The organism is Pseudomonas sp. GW822-FHT02E03 (assembly GCF_058802325.1).
This window is the reverse complement of the sequence record NZ_JBXAOA010000052.1, coordinates 1-15790: the sequence shown is the minus strand read 5'-3', so window position 1 is coordinate 15790 and position 15790 is coordinate 1. Positions and strand designations below refer to the sequence as shown.

Here is a 15790-nt window from a genome sequence, read left to right as displayed (position 1 = left end):
ACGGTTCAAGCGTATGCTCCAGGTTTGACTAAAATCAATAATTGATCAGGTCTCCAGAGCCACCAGGCAAGGCTTTGCAATCTTTTGCAAGGCCCACGGGCCGCGGGCTCGACATCCGGGAGTAGCGCGGTCCGATTTGATCTGGTAAGTTCGCCCGCTTGCAGCCGCAGGGCCGGCAGGTGTCGGTGATGGAGCAATCCTGCGCAATGGATTACAAGAGTAGAGGCGGTCCATTTCATGCCCACCCAAGCAAAGCAGCAAAATCAGTCGATCAGCGGCTTCGAACCCTACAAAGAAGTGAAGGGCGAAGAGTACATGGGCAAGCCCATGCGCGCTCACTTCACCAAGATCCTGAACAAGTGGAAACAGGACTTGATGCAGGAAGTCGACCGTACTGTTGATCACATGAAAGACGAAGCGGCCAACTTTCCTGACCCGGCAGACCGTGCCAGCCAGGAAGAGGAATTCAGCCTCGAATTGCGCGCCCGCGACCGCGAGCGCAAGCTGATCAAGAAAATCGACAAAACCCTGCAATTGATCGAAGACGAAGAATACGGCTGGTGCGAGTCCTGCGGCGTCGAAATCGGCGTCAAGCGACTGGAAGCCCGCCCTACCGCCGACATGTGCGTTGACTGCAAGACCCTGGCGGAAATCAAGGAAAAGCAAGTCGGCAAGTAATCTTGGCGACTTGAACGAAGAACGGAGCGTGCGAACGCTCCGTTTTTTTGTTTCTGACATTTGCCCTGGCAGCAAACCTGTGGGAGCGGGCTTGCTCGCGAAAGCAGTGTGTCAGGCAACATTAATGTTGAAGCTGATGGCCCCTTCGCGAGCAAGCCCGCTCCCGCAGGTGGCTGGTGCACGCCCGGACAACGTAATATCGACCTTATGACCGCCATCGCCTCCCCCGCCTACATTGGGCGTTTCGCCCCTACACCCAGTGGCCACTTACATTTCGGTTCGCTGGTCGCAGCGCTGGCCTCGTACCTCGACGCCCGTTCGGTCGGTGGCCGCTGGTTGGTGCGCATGGAAGATCTCGATCCGCCGCGCGAAGAACCCGGCGCTCAGGCGGCGATTCTCAAGGCCCTGGAAAGCTACGGGTTCGAGTGGGATGGCGACATGGTCCGACAGAGCGAGCGACACGCTGCCTATGACGAAGTCATCAATCGCCTGTTCAATCAGGGCCTGGCCTACGCTTGCACCTGTTCGCGCAAGCAATTGGAGCCGTATCACGGCATCTATCCCGGGTTCTGCCGCAACGCGGGGCACGGCACCGAGAACGCGGCGATCCGCCTGCGTGTACCGGAACTGGAATACCATTTCATCGACCGGGTGCAGGGCGAATTCCGTCAACACCTGGGGCGGGAGGTGGGTGATTTCGTGATCCGCCGCCGCGATGGGCTCTACGCCTATCAATTGGCAGTGGTGCTGGACGACGCCTGGCAAGGCATCACCGATATCGTGCGCGGCGCCGATTTGCTGGATTCCACGCCGCGCCAGCTTTATCTGCAAGAACTGCTGGGCCTGCCGCAACCGCGCTACCTGCACATCCCGCTGATTACCCAGCCGGACGGCCACAAACTCGGCAAATCCTATCGATCGCCGCCGTTGACCGAAGATCAGGCCACGCCACTGTTACTGCGCGCATTACGGGCGCTGGGGCACAAGCCTGCGACCGAACTGAATGACGCCACGCCACGGCAAGTGCTGAGCTGGGGAATTGCCCACTGGGATGCATTGCTGATCCCGCGCACACTGACGTTGCCCGAAGCGCAACTGCAGTGATGCCACTTGCAGTGGCGCGCCCATCCGTTACCATCGCCGCACGTTTTCGGGCACGCGCATAAAAAAGAGAGGCCGGGATGTACATCTATCGCTTGGTCCTGCTCCTGGTAGTGGGGATTTATCTGTTCTCCCCGGCCATCATGGATTGGTGGATCGACGCCACGGGCGCCTGGTATCGCCCTTATTTGCTCTGGCTGATTCTGATTGTCGTGACCTTCATCCTGCAGAGCCAAAAAGATGCCGATGAGCTTTAGCCTGACCCAGATGATCCTGATCAGCGCCGCCTACCTGGCGGTGCTGTTCGGCGTGGCCTGGATCAGCGAACGGGGGATGATCCCCCGGGCGATCATTCGCCACCCGCTGACGTACACCCTGTCGCTGGGCGTCTATGCCAGTGCCTGGGCGTTTTACGGCACGGTGGGCCTGGCTTATCAGTACGGGTACGGTTTTCTGTCCAGCTACCTCGGGGTTTCCGGGGCCTTTCTGCTGGCACCGGTGCTTTTGTACCCGATCCTGAAAATTACCCGCACTTATCAACTCTCGTCCCTGGCCGACTTGTTTGCGTTTCGTTTCCGCAGCACCTGGGCCGGCGCACTGACGACAATTTTCATGCTGATCGGCGTGCTGCCGTTGCTGGCACTGCAGATTCAGGCAGTGGCCGACTCCATCAGCATCCTCACCCGCGAGCCGGTGCAGCATCGCGTGGCCCTGAGCTTCTGCGCACTGATTACGCTGTTCACGATTTTCTTCGGCTCACGCCACATCGCTACCCGCGAGAAACATGAAGGGCTGGTGTTTGCGATTGCCTTCGAGTCGGTGATCAAACTGATCGCGATTGGCGGCGTCGGCCTGTATGCGCTGTATGGCGTGTTCGATGGGCCGCAGCAGCTGGAACTGTGGTTGCTGCAAAACCAGACCGCCCTCGCCGCCCTGCACACGCCATTGCAGGAAGGCCCGTGGCGCACGCTGCTGCTGGTGTTCTTCGCCTCGGCGATTGTGATGCCGCACATGTACCACATGACCTTTACCGAAAACCTCAACCCGCGCTCGCTGGTCAGTGCGAGCTGGGGTTTACCGCTGTTTCTGCTGTTGATGAGCCTCGCGGTGCCGCTGATTCTCTGGGCCGGCCTGAAACTCGGCGCCACGACCAATCCGGAATACTTCACCCTGGGCATCGGCATCGCCGCCAACAGCAAAGCCCTGGCGCTATTGGCCTATGTCGGCGGATTGTCGGCGGCCAGCGGCCTGATCATCGTCACCACGCTGGCGCTGTCCGGGATGGCGCTGAACCATCTGGTGCTGCCGCTCTATCAGCCGCCGGCCGAAGGCAATATCTACCGTTGGCTGAAATGGACCCGCCGGGCGCTGATCGTCGCGATCATCATGGCCGGTTACGGTTTCTACCTGATGCTGGGTGCCGAGCAGGACCTGGCCAACCTCGGCATCGTCGCCTTCGTCGCCACGTTGCAGTTCCTGCCGGGGGTGTTGTCGGTGCTGTACTGGCCGACCGCCAATCGCCGCGGCTTCATCGCAGGTCTGCTGGCGGGGATTCTGGTGTGGCTGGTGACCATGCTGCTGCCGCTGGTCGGCAATCTGCAGGGTTTCTACATTCCACTGCTGAACATGATTTACGTGCTGGACGACACCAGCTGGCACATGGCGGCAATCGCCTCGCTGGCCGCCAACGTGCTGATGTTCACACTGATCTCGTTGTTCACCAACGCCAGCCCCGAAGAAGCCAGCGCCGCCGAAGCCTGCGCGGTGGACAACGTTCGCCGCCCACAACGCCGTGAACTGCACGCGGCCTCGCCCCAGGAATTCGCCACGCAGCTTGCAAAACCATTGGGCGCCAAGGCTGCGCAGAAAGAAGTCGAACAGGCGCTGCGAGACCTCTATCTGCCATTCGATGAACGCCGGCCATACGCCTTGCGCCGTCTGCGTGATCGTATCGAAGCCAACCTTTCCGGCCTGATGGGGCCAAGCGTGGCGCAGGACATGGTCGAAACCTTCCTGCCCTACAAGGCCGGTGGCGAAAACTACGTCACCGAAGACATCCACTTCATCGAAAGCCGCCTTGAGGACTACCACTCGCGCCTCACCGGCCTTGCCGCCGAACTCGATGCCCTGCGCCGCTACCACCGCCAGACCTTGCAGGAATTGCCGATGGGCGTGTGCTCGCTGGCCAAGGATCAGGAAATCCTCATGTGGAACAAAGCCATGGAGGAACTGACCGGGATTGCCGCGCAGCGTGTGGTCGGGTCGCGCCTGAGCACCATTGCCGATCCTTGGAAAGAGCTCCTGCAGGGCTTCATCAACCTGCCGGACGAGCATTTGCACAAACAGCACCTGGCCCTCGACGGTCAGACGCGCTGGCTGAACCTGCACAAAGCGGCGATCGATGAACCGCTGGCGCCGGGTAACAGCGGCCTGGTGCTGCTGGTGGAAGATTTGACCGAAACCCAGATGCTCGAAGACAAACTGGTGCACTCCGAGCGCCTGGCCAGCATTGGTCGACTGGCGGCCGGCGTGGCCCATGAAATCGGCAACCCGATCACCGGCATTGCCTGTCTCGCGCAGAACTTGCGCGAAGAGCGTGAGGACGACACCGAACTCACGGAAATCAGTGGGCAGATCCTCGAGCAGACCAAACGCGTGTCACGCATCGTTCAGTCGCTGATGAGCTTCGCCCATGCCGGCAGTTATCAGCACAGTGACGAGCCCGTCTGTCTGGCGGAAGTGGCCCAGGATGCCATCGGCCTGCTGGCCTTGAACCGGCGCAATTTCGAAGTACAGTTCTACAACCTGTGCGATCCCGACCATTGGGTCGAAGGCGACCCGCAGCGGCTCGCCCAGGTATTGATCAACCTGCTCTCAAATGCCCGCGACGCCTCGCCTCCGGGCAGTGCGGTGCGAGTCAAAAGCGAAGCCGGCGAACACACGGTCGATCTGATCGTCGAAGACGAAGGCAGTGGTATTCCCTCGAGCATCATGGACCGACTGTTCGAACCTTTCTTCACCACCAAGGATCCTGGCGAAGGCACCGGTCTGGGCCTTGCACTGGTCTATTCCATCGTTGAAGAGCATTATGGACAAATCACCATCGACAGCCCGGCTGATGTTCAAAGCCAACGCGGCACCCGTATCCGGGTAACTTTGCCACGTCATGTCGAAGCGACGTCCGCTGTGAACTGAGACCGTCGAGAGTATCGAATCAATGCCGCACATTTTGATCGTCGAAGACGAAACAATTATCCGCTCCGCCTTGCGCCGTCTGCTGGAACGTAACCAGTACCAGGTCAGCGAAGCCGGATCCGTGCAGGAAGCACAAGAGCGTTTCAGCATCCCCACATTTGACCTGATCGTCAGCGACCTGCGTCTGCCGGGCGCCCCCGGTACTGAGTTGATCAAACTTGGCCAGGGCACTCCGGTGCTGATCATGACCAGTTATGCCAGCCTGCGTTCGGCCGTCGACTCCATGAAGATGGGCGCGGTGGATTACATCGCCAAGCCTTTCGATCACGACGAAATGCTCCAGGCCGTCGCGCGAATCCTGCGTGACCGGCAATCGGCGCAAGCCAGCGGTGAACCGGTCGTCGGCAAAACGAGCAATGGTGCCGCGAAAAATGGTGTCGACAACAGCAACGGCGAAATCGGCATTATCGGCTCCTGCCCGCCGATGCAGGACCTGTACAGCAAGATCCGCAAAGTCGCACCGACCGATTCCAATGTCCTGATCCAGGGCGAGTCCGGTACCGGTAAAGAACTGGTAGCACGCGCCCTGCACAACCTGTCCAAACGCGCCAAGGCGCCGATGATTTCGGTGAACTGTGCGGCCATTCCAGAAAGCCTGATCGAGTCCGAACTGTTCGGCCACGAAAAAGGCGCGTTTACCGGCGCCAGTGCCGGGCGTGCCGGGTTGGTGGAAGCGGCGGACGGCGGCACCTTGTTCCTCGATGAAATCGGCGAACTGCCACTGGAAGCCCAGGCCCGCCTGCTGCGTGTGTTGCAGGAAGGAGAAATCCGCCGGGTAGGTTCGGTGCAGTCGCAGAAGGTCGACGTACGCCTGATTGCCGCGACGCACCGGGACCTCAAGAGCCTGGCGAAGATTGGGCAGTTCCGTGAAGACTTGTATTACCGCCTCCACGTAATCGCCCTGAAACTGCCGGCCTTGCGCGAACGCGGCGCGGACGTCAATGAAATTGCCACTGCGTTCCTCGCGCGGCAGAGCGCACGGGTCGGCCGTACCGATCTGAAATTCGCCCTGGATGCCGAACAAGCGATTCGGCACTACTCCTGGCCAGGTAACGTTCGCGAATTGGAAAACGCGGTCGAACGTGCGGTGATCCTGTGCGAAAGCCCGGAGATTTCCGCCGAGCTGCTGGGCATCGACATCGAACTGAGCGATCTGGATGACGACGACTTCATCGGCCTGGCGCCACAGCAGGGCAACGGCGCCGGTAACACCAGCCACGAACCGACCGAAGATTTGTCCCTGGAAGACTACTTCCAGCATTTCGTTCTCGAGCATCAAGACCACATGACCGAAACCGAACTGGCCCGCAAACTCGGGGTCAGCCGCAAATGCCTGTGGGAACGCCGTCAGCGCCTGGGCATTCCGCGGCGCAAGACCGGGGTGGCCAGCGAGAGCTGAACCGCACCTGTCGTATGTGCGGGTAACACATGACATTGTGAAAAAACTGTTACCTCAGCTTTTTCGCGTAACAGAAGCCGGGGCTTACGGTAACGAAGCCCCGGTTTTTTTTGGCCTCTAACAACACCATCAGCCCGCCTAACCCCTTGTTTTACTAGGCTTCACAAAAGTTGGCACGCACCCTGCTATATGTTCAGTACAAGAACAATAACAAGCACTGTACAAGACAATAAAAATAAGACGAATCGACTCACGCACAATAAAAACAAGACGGCGAGAGGCGTAGCTAACTGATTCTTTTGGAGAGGCGTTGCATTTGGGGCTTGCCCCACGACCAGGCCGAGAATAATAAAAAACTGTCTCAAGACAGTGCCTGAACTGGTTGGATCGAACGATCACAGCAACACAGCGACCAAAGCAATCCGTTTGCTCTTGGCTCCCGATTGGGAGGGTCATGAAGGAAAACTTCATGGCGAGGGCGCTCAACAAAAACAAGAAGCCCGAAACCAATAATAAAAATAGAGCATGCAACTACTTCTTGGGGAGCTTCGGCTCCCCTTGTGGTTTCTGCGATTTGAAAAACCTCCCTCGCCTGCGCTTCGCTTTTCTCTTGTAGCTTGTGGCTTGCAGCTCATATCTGCTGTGTCCTACACCATCCCCCGACTAAATGCTAGAATCCCCGCCCATCATGCGGTCATTCTTCGTTATGGCCGAACATTCCTTCAAACAGTGCATCCCATGCTGAAGAAGTTGTTCCAGTCATTCCGTTCTCCCAAGCGTCATACGCAACACATTCGCAGTACGCCTGAAGTGCTCAACAGCGGCCAACATTCGCTGCAAAAGGCACAGTTCAGCCGTTACGCGGTGAATATCGTCGAACGCCTGCAGAACGCCGGTTACCAGGCTTACCTAGTCGGCGGCTGTGTGCGTGACATGCTGCTCGGCATCACGCCGAAAGATTTCGACGTTGCCACCAGCGCCACGCCTGAACAGGTACGCGCCGAATTCCGCAACGCGCGGATCATCGGTCGGCGCTTCAAACTGGTGCATATCCACTTTGGCCGCGAAATCATTGAAGTCGCGACCTTCCGCGCCAATCACCCGCAAAACGACGAAGACGAAGACAGCAACCAGTCGTCTCGTAATGAAAGCGGGCGCATTTTGCGCGACAACGTCTATGGCACCCTGGAAGAAGACGCGCAACGTCGCGACTTCACCATCAACGCCTTGTATTACGATCCGGTCAGCGAGCGCATTCTCGACTATGCCAACGGCGTACACGACATCCGCAATCACCTGATCCGCCTGATCGGCGATCCGAAGCAACGCTACCAGGAAGACCCGGTGCGGATGCTGCGGGCCGTGCGTTTCGCCGCCAAGCTGAATTTCGGCATCGAAAAACACAGCGCCACGCCGATCCGCGAACTGGCGCCGTTGCTGCGCGAGATTCCGTCGGCTCGTCTGTTCGAAGAAGTGCTCAAGTTGTTCCTCTCCGGTTATGCCGCGGACACCTTCGAAATGCTGGTCGACCTGCAGTTGTTCGATCCGCTGTTCCCGGCCAGTGCGGCCGCGTTGGAGTACAACCCGACCTACACGCACACGCTGATCAGTGAAGCGCTGATCAACACGGACCTGCGAATCAAGCAGAACAAACCGGTCACCCCGGCATTCCTGTTTGCCGCCCTGCTCTGGCCTGCCCTGCCGGCCCGTGTGTTGCGCCTGCAAGAACGCGGCATGCCGCCGATTCCGGCGATGCAGGAAGCCGCTCACGAATTGATCGCCGAGCAGTGCCAGCGCATTGCTATTCCGAAACGCTTCACCATGCCGATCCGCGAGATCTGGGACATGCAGGAGCGCTTGCCACGGCGTAGCGGCAAACGCGCCGACCTGTTACTGGACAATCCGCGGTTCCGTGCCGGTTACGACTTCCTGCTGCTGCGTGAAAGCGCCGGTGAACAGACCGATGGCCTGGGCGAATGGTGGACCGACTATCAGGACGCCAACGACAGCGAACGCCGGGACATGATCCGCGACCTCAGCGGCAAGGACGACGGTACCGGTGCTCCGCGCAAACGTCGCCGTAGCGGCGGTGCCAAGCGCAAGCGCGCTGCCGGCGCACCGAGCGCTACAGGCGAGTAAGCCATGGAACGCATCTACATCGGCATGGGCAGCAATCTGGCTGACCCCGCCGAACAGTTGCGCAGCGCTGTCGCAGCGCTGGCGCAATTGCCGCAAACCGAACTGGTCGGGGTTTCCGGGTTTTATCAAAGCGACTCGCTGCTGCCCGGCCAACCGCGTTACACCAACGCGGTCGCCGCGCTCGACAGCAGCCTCGCGCCGCTGGACCTGCTGGATGCGCTGCAAGCCATCGAGAACGGCCAGGGCCGTGAACGCCTTGAACGCTGGGGCCCACGCACGCTGGATCTGGACATCGTGCTGTTCGGCGATCGATTGATCGACGAACCTCGCCTCAAAGTTCCCCACTATCACCTGCAGGAACGGGCCTTTGTGCTCTATCCGTTGGCCGAGCTGGCACCAGCTGATCTGCTCCTGGCCGACGGCCGCCCCCTCGCAGAATTACTCGCTGCCTGCCCGTTCGTCGGGTTGGAACGCCTCCCCCCTAATTGACAAAAATCCCCCTTGTGGGAGCGGGCTTGAACTGGTCAAGTAATTTAGGTCGCCTGACACGCCGCATTCGCGAGCAAGCCCGCTCCCACATTGGTTATTTGTCGGACAAAAAATCTGCAAATCATCCCTGCCAACCTGCTGAATCGCATCAGTTACGCCGGTAACACCCCACGCGTAACAATGCGGTAACACACGCAATTGACTTCCCGGGTTCTCCTCACGACTATAGGCGTCCCGCTGCCGCCAACGCGGCGCCAAAGGGCGCAATCCAGGCCTTACAAGCACCACGAAAGAAGGTGCGCCTGTATAAATGACGAATCACGCGCGTTACTCGCAGTAGTTTCCATAGCGCCTGTAATGAGGATTTTTTCATGCCAGCCATCACCCTGACCACGCTCCAGAGCCTCAAGCAGAAAGGTGAAAAGATCACCATGCTGACCTGCTATGACGCGACCTTCGCCCATGCCTGCAATGAGGCCGGGGTTGAAGTGCTGCTGGTGGGCGACTCACTCGGCATGGTCTTGCAAGGTCACGACAGCACCCTGCCGGTGACCACCGCCGAAATGGCCTACCACGTGGCAGCCGTCAAACGCGGCAACACCGATGCCCTGATCCTCGCCGACCTGCCCTTCATGGCCTACGCCACCCTCGAACAAACCATGACCAACAGCGCCCTGTTGATGCAGGCCGGTGCACACATGGTCAAGGTTGAAGGAGCATTGTGGCTCGCGGACTCGATCCGTCTGCTGGCCGAACGTGGCATCCCGGTGTGCGCGCACATGGGGCTGACGCCGCAATCGGTCAACATCCTCGGCGGCTATAAAGTCCAGGGCCGCAACGAGAACCAGGCGCGGCAAATGCGTGCCGACGCGATTTCCCTGGAACAGGCTGGTGCGGCCATGCTGCTGCTCGAATGCGTGCCCAGCGAACTGGCCGAAGAGATCTCCCAGGCGGTGAAGATCCCGGTGATCGGCATCGGCGCCGGCAGTGGTACCGACGGCCAGGTGCTGGTCCTGCACGACATGCTGGGCTTGTCCATTACTGGCCGCGTGCCGAAATTCGTGAAGAATTTCATGACTGGCCAAACCAGCGTCCAAGCAGCCTTGAGCGCTTACGTCACTGAAGTCAAAGCGGCGACTTTCCCTGGCATCGAACACGGATTCTCTGCATGAACACCGTAAAAACCGTACGCGAACTGCGGGCCGCCGTGGCCCGCGCCCGTAGCGAAGGCAAACGTATCGGCTTCGTGCCGACCATGGGCAACCTGCACAGCGGGCATATCGCGCTGATTACCAAAGCCATCCAACGGGTGGATTTCGTGGTCGCGAGCATTTTCGTCAATCCGCTGCAATTTGGTGCCGGCGAAGACCTCGACAAGTACCCGCGGACCCTGGCCGCCGATCAGGAGAAACTGCTCCAGGCCGGTTGCCATCTGCTGTTCGCACCAACCGTCGAAGAAATGTACCCCGATGGCATGGCCGGTCAGACCCGCGTCAGTGTTCCGCAACTGTCCGAGGGCCTGTGCGGCGCCAGCCGTCCGGGGCATTTCGAAGGGGTGGCGACCGTAGTCAGCAAGCTATTCAACATGGTCCAGCCGGACCTGGCGATCTTCGGCCAGAAAGACTTCCAGCAACTGGCGGTGATTCGCGCCCTGGTGCATGACTTGAACATGCCGATCCAGATTATCGGTGAGCCTACCGTACGTGCGGCCGACGGTCTGGCGCTGTCGTCGCGCAATGGTTTCCTCAACGAAGAACAACGGGCCATCGCGCCGGTGGTCTATCGCACCCTGACCCATATTGCCGATGCAATTAAACAGGGAGAGCGGGATTACCCGACGTTGATCAACGAGCAGATCAAGCAACTCGAAGCCGCCGGTCTGCGTGCGGATTATCTGGAAATTCGCCATGCGCTGACCTTGCGTCCGGCGACGGCGGAAGATCGGGATCTGGTGATTCTGGTGGCGGCGTTCCTGGGCACGACGCGGTTGATCGACAACCTGCATCTGAACCTTGACGCCCCCGCATAAACACTACAAAACCCTGTGGGAGCGGGCTTGCCCGCGATAGCGATTTGGCAGTCGACAGAGATGTTGACTGTTAGTACGCCATCGCGGGCAAGCCCGCTCCCACATTGGTCCTGCGCCAATTTCCACATCGTATTGCCGCCCTTCATGCCTTCGGGCAAACTGCCCGCCGTTCGATTCCGACCTGGGGAAACACTCATGCACGCCATCATGCTCAAGGCCAAGTTGCATCGCGCCGAAGTTACCCACGCTGTGCTCGATTACGAAGGCTCTTGCGCCATCGACGGTGAATGGCTGGATCTGTCCGGCATCCGTGAGTACGAACAGATCCAGATCTACAACGTCGACAACGGCGAACGCTTCACCACCTACGCGATTCGTGGCGAAGAAGGTTCGCGCATGATTTCGGTCAACGGTGCCGCGGCGCACAAGGCCAAGGTCGGCGACCGCGTGATCATCTGCGCTTACGCCCACTACAGCGAAGCCGAACTGCTCAACTTCAAGCCGCGCATGCTCTACATGGCACCGGGTAACGAGTTGAGCCACACCAGCAATGCCATTCCGGTTCAGGTCGCCTGATCGAGCCCCTCCCTCTGTCAGCCTTCCGTTTGTCGGACCGCTCCCTGTTTAAATGTTAAAAAAGTACCGGGAGCAGGTCAGACAAAGTCAAGACAGATTGCAGCGCGAGGTTTACTGTATTCGCCCTGCGCCATGAAATCGTGTCGACGCAGTTGACCGGACGCCCAACCACAGCGTTCCGGGATTTATCGTGTTCAAAAGGCCGTTCAAGTAAAAAGGAAAACCGCAGCGATGGCGTATTACCGCACCCCTCACGACGTTACCGCTCTGCCCGCCTGGCAAGCGCTGAATGACCACCGCCAAGCCATGCAGGATTTCAGCATGCGCGAAGCCTTTAATGCCGATCCGCAGCGTTTTACTCAATTCACCCTCAGCAGCTGCGGCCTGTTTCTCGACTACTCGAAAAACCTGATCAACGCCGAGACCCGCAACCTGCTGGTGGGCCTGGCCAACGAAGTCGATCTCCAGGGCGCGATCAAAGCGCTGTTCAATGGCGAAATCGTCAACTCTTCCGAAGGCCGCCCCGCCCTGCACACCGCACTGCGCCGCCCGGTGGGCGACAAGCTGTCGGTCAACGGCGTCAACGTGATGCCCGATGTACACAAGGTGTTGAACCAGATCACCGACCTCGTGGGCCGTATCCACGACGGTTTGTGGCGCGGTTACACCGAGAAGCCGATTACTGACGTGGTCAACATCGGCATCGGTGGCTCGTTCCTGGGCCCTGAGCTGGTGTCCGAAGCGCTGCTGTCCTACGCCCAGAAAGGCGTGCGCTGCCATTACCTGGCGAACATCGATGGCAGTGAATTCCACGAACTGACCATGAAGCTGCGCGCCGAGACCACACTGTTCATTGTCTCGTCGAAATCCTTCAATACCCTCGAAACCCTGAAAAACGCCCAGGCCGCACGCGCCTGGTACCTGGCTCAGGGAGGTTCGGAAGCCGAGCTGTACCGTCACTTCATCGCCGTATCCAGCAACAACGCGGCAGCGGTAGCGTTCGGTATTCGCGAAGAAAACATCTTCCCGATGTGGGACTGGGTTGGCGGGCGTTACTCGCTGTGGTCGGCTATCGGTTTGCCGATTGCATTGGCCATCGGCATGTCGAACTTCAAAGAGCTGCTGTCCGGTGCCTACACCATGGACCAGCACTTCCAGAGCGCGCCATTCGAACAGAACATGCCGGTACTGCTGGCGTTGCTCGGCGTCTGGTACGGCAACTTTTGGGGCGCGCAAAGCCACGCAATCCTGCCGTACGACCACTACCTGCGCAACATCACCAAACACTTGCAACAGCTGGACATGGAATCCAACGGCAAGAGCGTACGCCAGGACGGCACGCCAGTGTCCACCGATACCGGCCCGGTGATCTGGGGCGGCGTCGGTTGCAACGGTCAGCACGCTTATCACCAGTTGCTGCACCAAGGTACCCAACTGATTCCGGCCGACTTTATCGTGCCAATCGTCAGCTTCAACCCGGTGTCCGACCACCACCAGTGGCTGTACGCCAACTGCCTGTCGCAAAGCCAGGCGCTGATGCTGGGCAAGACCTTGGGCGAGGCCGAAGCCGAACTGCGCGACAAGGGCTTGAGCGAAGAGGAAGTACAAAAAGTCGCGCCGCACAAGGTGATCCCGGGCAACCGTCCGAGCAACACCCTGGTGGTCGAACGTATCAGCCCGCGTCGTCTCGGCGCACTGGTGGCGATGTACGAACACAAAGTCTTCGTGCAAAGCGTGGTCTGGGGCATCAACGCCTTCGACCAGTGGGGCGTGGAACTGGGCAAGGAGCTGGGCAAAGGCGTCTACAACCGCCTGGTCGGCAGCGAAGAAACCCCGGCTGACGATGCCTCCACCCAAGGCCTGATCAACTACTTCCGCGGTCGTCACCGCGGGTGATTTGACACCCGTTCTGTAGGAGCGAAGCTTGCTCGCGAAGAACGATGACTCTGTGTACTTGATGCACCGAGGCGTCTGCTTCGCGAGCAAGCTCTGCTCCTACAGGTTGTGTCTGCTTTCGGTATTGAACCCTTCCCCCACTCGGCGCATCTTTATTACTTGTCGTAACAAGAATAAGGAACCGTCATGTTCGATATCAGCACGTTCCCCAAAGCCGATGCCGTCCGCCGGGCTGCACAGTTAAGTCAAGACGACTACCAACGCCTGTACCGCCAATCCATCGAGCACCCCAGCACCTTCTGGGCAGAACAGGCCACACGCTTTCTCGACTGGAGCGCGCCGTGGCAAACCGTCCAGCGTTACGACCTGAAAACCGGTGAAGCGAGCTGGTTCGCTGGTGGACAGATAAACGTCAGTTACAACTGCATCGACCGTCACCTGGAAAAACGTGGCGATCAAATCGCGATTATCTGGGAAGGCGATGATCCCGCCGAATCCGCCCAGATCACCTACAAAAAACTCCATCACAACGTCTGTCGACTGGCCAACGTGCTCAAAAGCCGTGGTGTGAAGAAAGGTGACCGCGTGTGCATCTACATGCCGATGATCCCCGAAGCCGCCTACGCCATGCTCGCCTGCGCTCGAATCGGTGCGATCCATTCGGTGGTGTTCGGCGGCTTCTCCCCGGACTCGTTGCGTGACCGGATCCTCGACGCCGATTGCCGCACCGTGATCACTGCCGACGAAGGCGTGCGCGGCGGTAAATTCGTGCCGCTCAAACAGAACGTCGACACCGCGCTGCAAAGCTGCCCCAACGTGAACACCGTGATCGTGGTCGAACGCACCCAAGGCCAGGTTAACTGGGTCGAGGATCGGGACATCTGGTACCACCAGGCTTTGCGCGACGTCAGCGACGACTGCCCGCCAGAGCCGATGGACGCCGAAGACCCGCTGTTCATCCTCTATACCTCCGGCAGCACCGGCAAACCCAAAGGCGTAATGCACACCACTGGCGGCTACTTGCTGCAAGCGGCCATGACCTTCAAGTACGTGTTCGACTATCGCGACGGTGAAATCTTCTGGTGCACCGCCGATGTCGGCTGGGTCACCGGCCATAGCTACATTGTCTACGGGCCACTGGCCAACGGGGCGACCACGCTGATCTTCGAAGGCGTGCCGAGCTACCCCAGCACCTCGCGCTTCTGGCAGGTGATCGACAAGCACCATGTGAACATCTTCTACACCGCCCCGACTGCCCTGCGTGCACTGATGCGTGAAGGTCCCGAGCCGTTGAAGGAAACGTCCCGCGAGAGCCTGCGATTGCTCGGCACCGTCGGCGAGCCGATCAATCCGGAAGCCTGGGAGTGGTATTTCAATACAGTCGGCGAGCAGCGCTGCACGATTGTCGATACCTGGTGGCAGACCGAAACCGGCGGCATCATGATTAGCCCGCTGGTCAGCACCCAACGGGTCAAACCCGGTTGCGCCACGCAACCGATGTTCGGCGTGCAACCGGTATTGCTCGACGAACACGGCAAGGAAATCAAAGGCGCCGGCAGCGGCATACTGGCCATCAAGTCCAGCTGGCCGGCGCAGATCCGCAGCGTCTACGGCGACCCGAAACGGATGATCGAAACCTACTTCAAGCCCTACCCCGGCTATTACTTCACCGGCGACGGCGCACGTCGCGACGAGGACGGCGATTACTGGATCACCGGCCGCATCGACGACGTGATCAACGTCTCCGGGCATCGCATCGGCACGGCCGAAGTGGAAAGCGCGCTGGTGCTGCACGACAGCATCGCCGAGGCCGCCGTGGTCGGTTACCCCCATGACGTCAAAGGCCAGGGCATCTATGCCTTTGTCACGCCCATGAATGGCACCGAACCCAACGACGAATTGAAGAAACAATTACTGGCGCATGTCAGCAAGGAAATCGGCAACTTCGCCAAACCGGACTTGATCCAGTGGGCTCCGGCCCTACCCAAAACCCGCTCGGGCAAGATCATGCGGCGAATTCTGCGCAAGATCGCCTGCAACGAACTGGACAGCCTGGGTGACACCTCGACCCTCGCCGACCCGAGCGTGGTGCAAGGGCTGATCGATCAACGCCTGAACCAATGAGCCCATGTTGTGCATCGGCCATCACATCCCTAATGAAATGGCTACCCCCGCTGCCCCCTGTGATCGCCCACTAAGCTTTCACCGGGGGCTCATCGGAGATCATT

At 59.4% G+C, this 15790-nt stretch carries 12 protein-coding genes; all 12 read left to right on the top strand.

Going from position 1 to position 15790, the window contains the following annotated elements; translation table 11 throughout:
• Positions 1–237: 237 nt before the first annotated feature.
• Positions 238–678 carry an RNA polymerase-binding protein DksA gene (dksA, locus tag AC1RQB_RS25035; protein ID WP_007902025.1) on the top strand — a complete coding sequence of 147 codons (441 nt, stop codon included), beginning with the start codon at positions 238–240 and terminating at the stop codon, positions 676–678.
• A gap of 207 nt (positions 679–885) precedes the next feature.
• The gene (gene gluQRS, locus AC1RQB_RS25030) at positions 886–1782 is read left to right on the top strand and encodes a tRNA glutamyl-Q(34) synthetase GluQRS (protein ID WP_063342510.1); all 897 of its coding nucleotides are present in this window, start codon (positions 886–888) and stop codon (positions 1780–1782) included.
• 77 nt (positions 1783–1859) lie between these two features.
• Positions 1860–2036, top strand: a complete 177-nt coding sequence (locus AC1RQB_RS25025) for a hypothetical protein (RefSeq protein WP_003176118.1) — start codon at positions 1860–1862, stop codon at positions 2034–2036.
• The gene (locus AC1RQB_RS25020; RefSeq protein ID WP_198537205.1) at positions 2020–4974 is read left to right on the top strand and encodes a sensor histidine kinase; all 2955 of its coding nucleotides are present in this window, start codon (positions 2020–2022) and stop codon (positions 4972–4974) included. Before AC1RQB_RS25025 ends, AC1RQB_RS25020 begins: the two co-directional genes overlap by 17 nt.
• A 22-nt stretch (positions 4975–4996) precedes the next feature.
• Entirely contained in the window at positions 4997–6433 is a 1437-nt protein-coding gene (locus AC1RQB_RS25015; protein WP_008068513.1) for a sigma-54-dependent transcriptional regulator, read from the top strand.
• Positions 6434–7171: 738 nt separating this feature from the next.
• The gene (locus AC1RQB_RS25010; protein WP_008068509.1) at positions 7172–8572 is read left to right on the top strand and encodes a polynucleotide adenylyltransferase PcnB; all 1401 of its coding nucleotides are present in this window, start codon (positions 7172–7174) and stop codon (positions 8570–8572) included.
• A 3-nt stretch (positions 8573–8575) separates the two neighbouring features.
• Complete coding sequence (gene folK, locus AC1RQB_RS25005; RefSeq protein ID WP_063342508.1) at positions 8576–9061, top strand: 2-amino-4-hydroxy-6-hydroxymethyldihydropteridine diphosphokinase; 486 nt, start codon at positions 8576–8578, stop codon at positions 9059–9061.
• Between the two features lie 371 nt (positions 9062–9432).
• Positions 9433–10233 (top strand): 3-methyl-2-oxobutanoate hydroxymethyltransferase, encoded by an 801-nt coding sequence (gene panB, locus AC1RQB_RS25000; protein WP_008068507.1) that lies wholly within the window; start codon positions 9433–9435, stop codon positions 10231–10233.
• A complete protein-coding gene (gene panC, locus AC1RQB_RS24995; protein ID WP_063342507.1) occupies positions 10230–11090 on the top strand; it encodes a pantoate--beta-alanine ligase in 861 nt (286 codons plus the stop codon). Before panB ends, panC begins: the two co-directional genes overlap by 4 nt.
• Before the next feature lie 195 nt (positions 11091–11285).
• Complete coding sequence (panD, locus tag AC1RQB_RS24990; RefSeq protein WP_003228271.1) at positions 11286–11666, top strand: aspartate 1-decarboxylase; 381 nt, start codon at positions 11286–11288, stop codon at positions 11664–11666.
• 231 nt (positions 11667–11897) lie between these two features.
• Entirely contained in the window at positions 11898–13562 is a 1665-nt protein-coding gene (pgi, locus tag AC1RQB_RS24985; protein WP_008068496.1) for a glucose-6-phosphate isomerase, read from the top strand.
• A gap of 186 nt (positions 13563–13748) precedes the next feature.
• A complete protein-coding gene (gene acs, locus AC1RQB_RS24980; protein WP_063342506.1) occupies positions 13749–15686 on the top strand; it encodes an acetate--CoA ligase in 1938 nt (645 codons plus the stop codon).
• Positions 15687–15790: the final 104 nt, after the last annotated feature.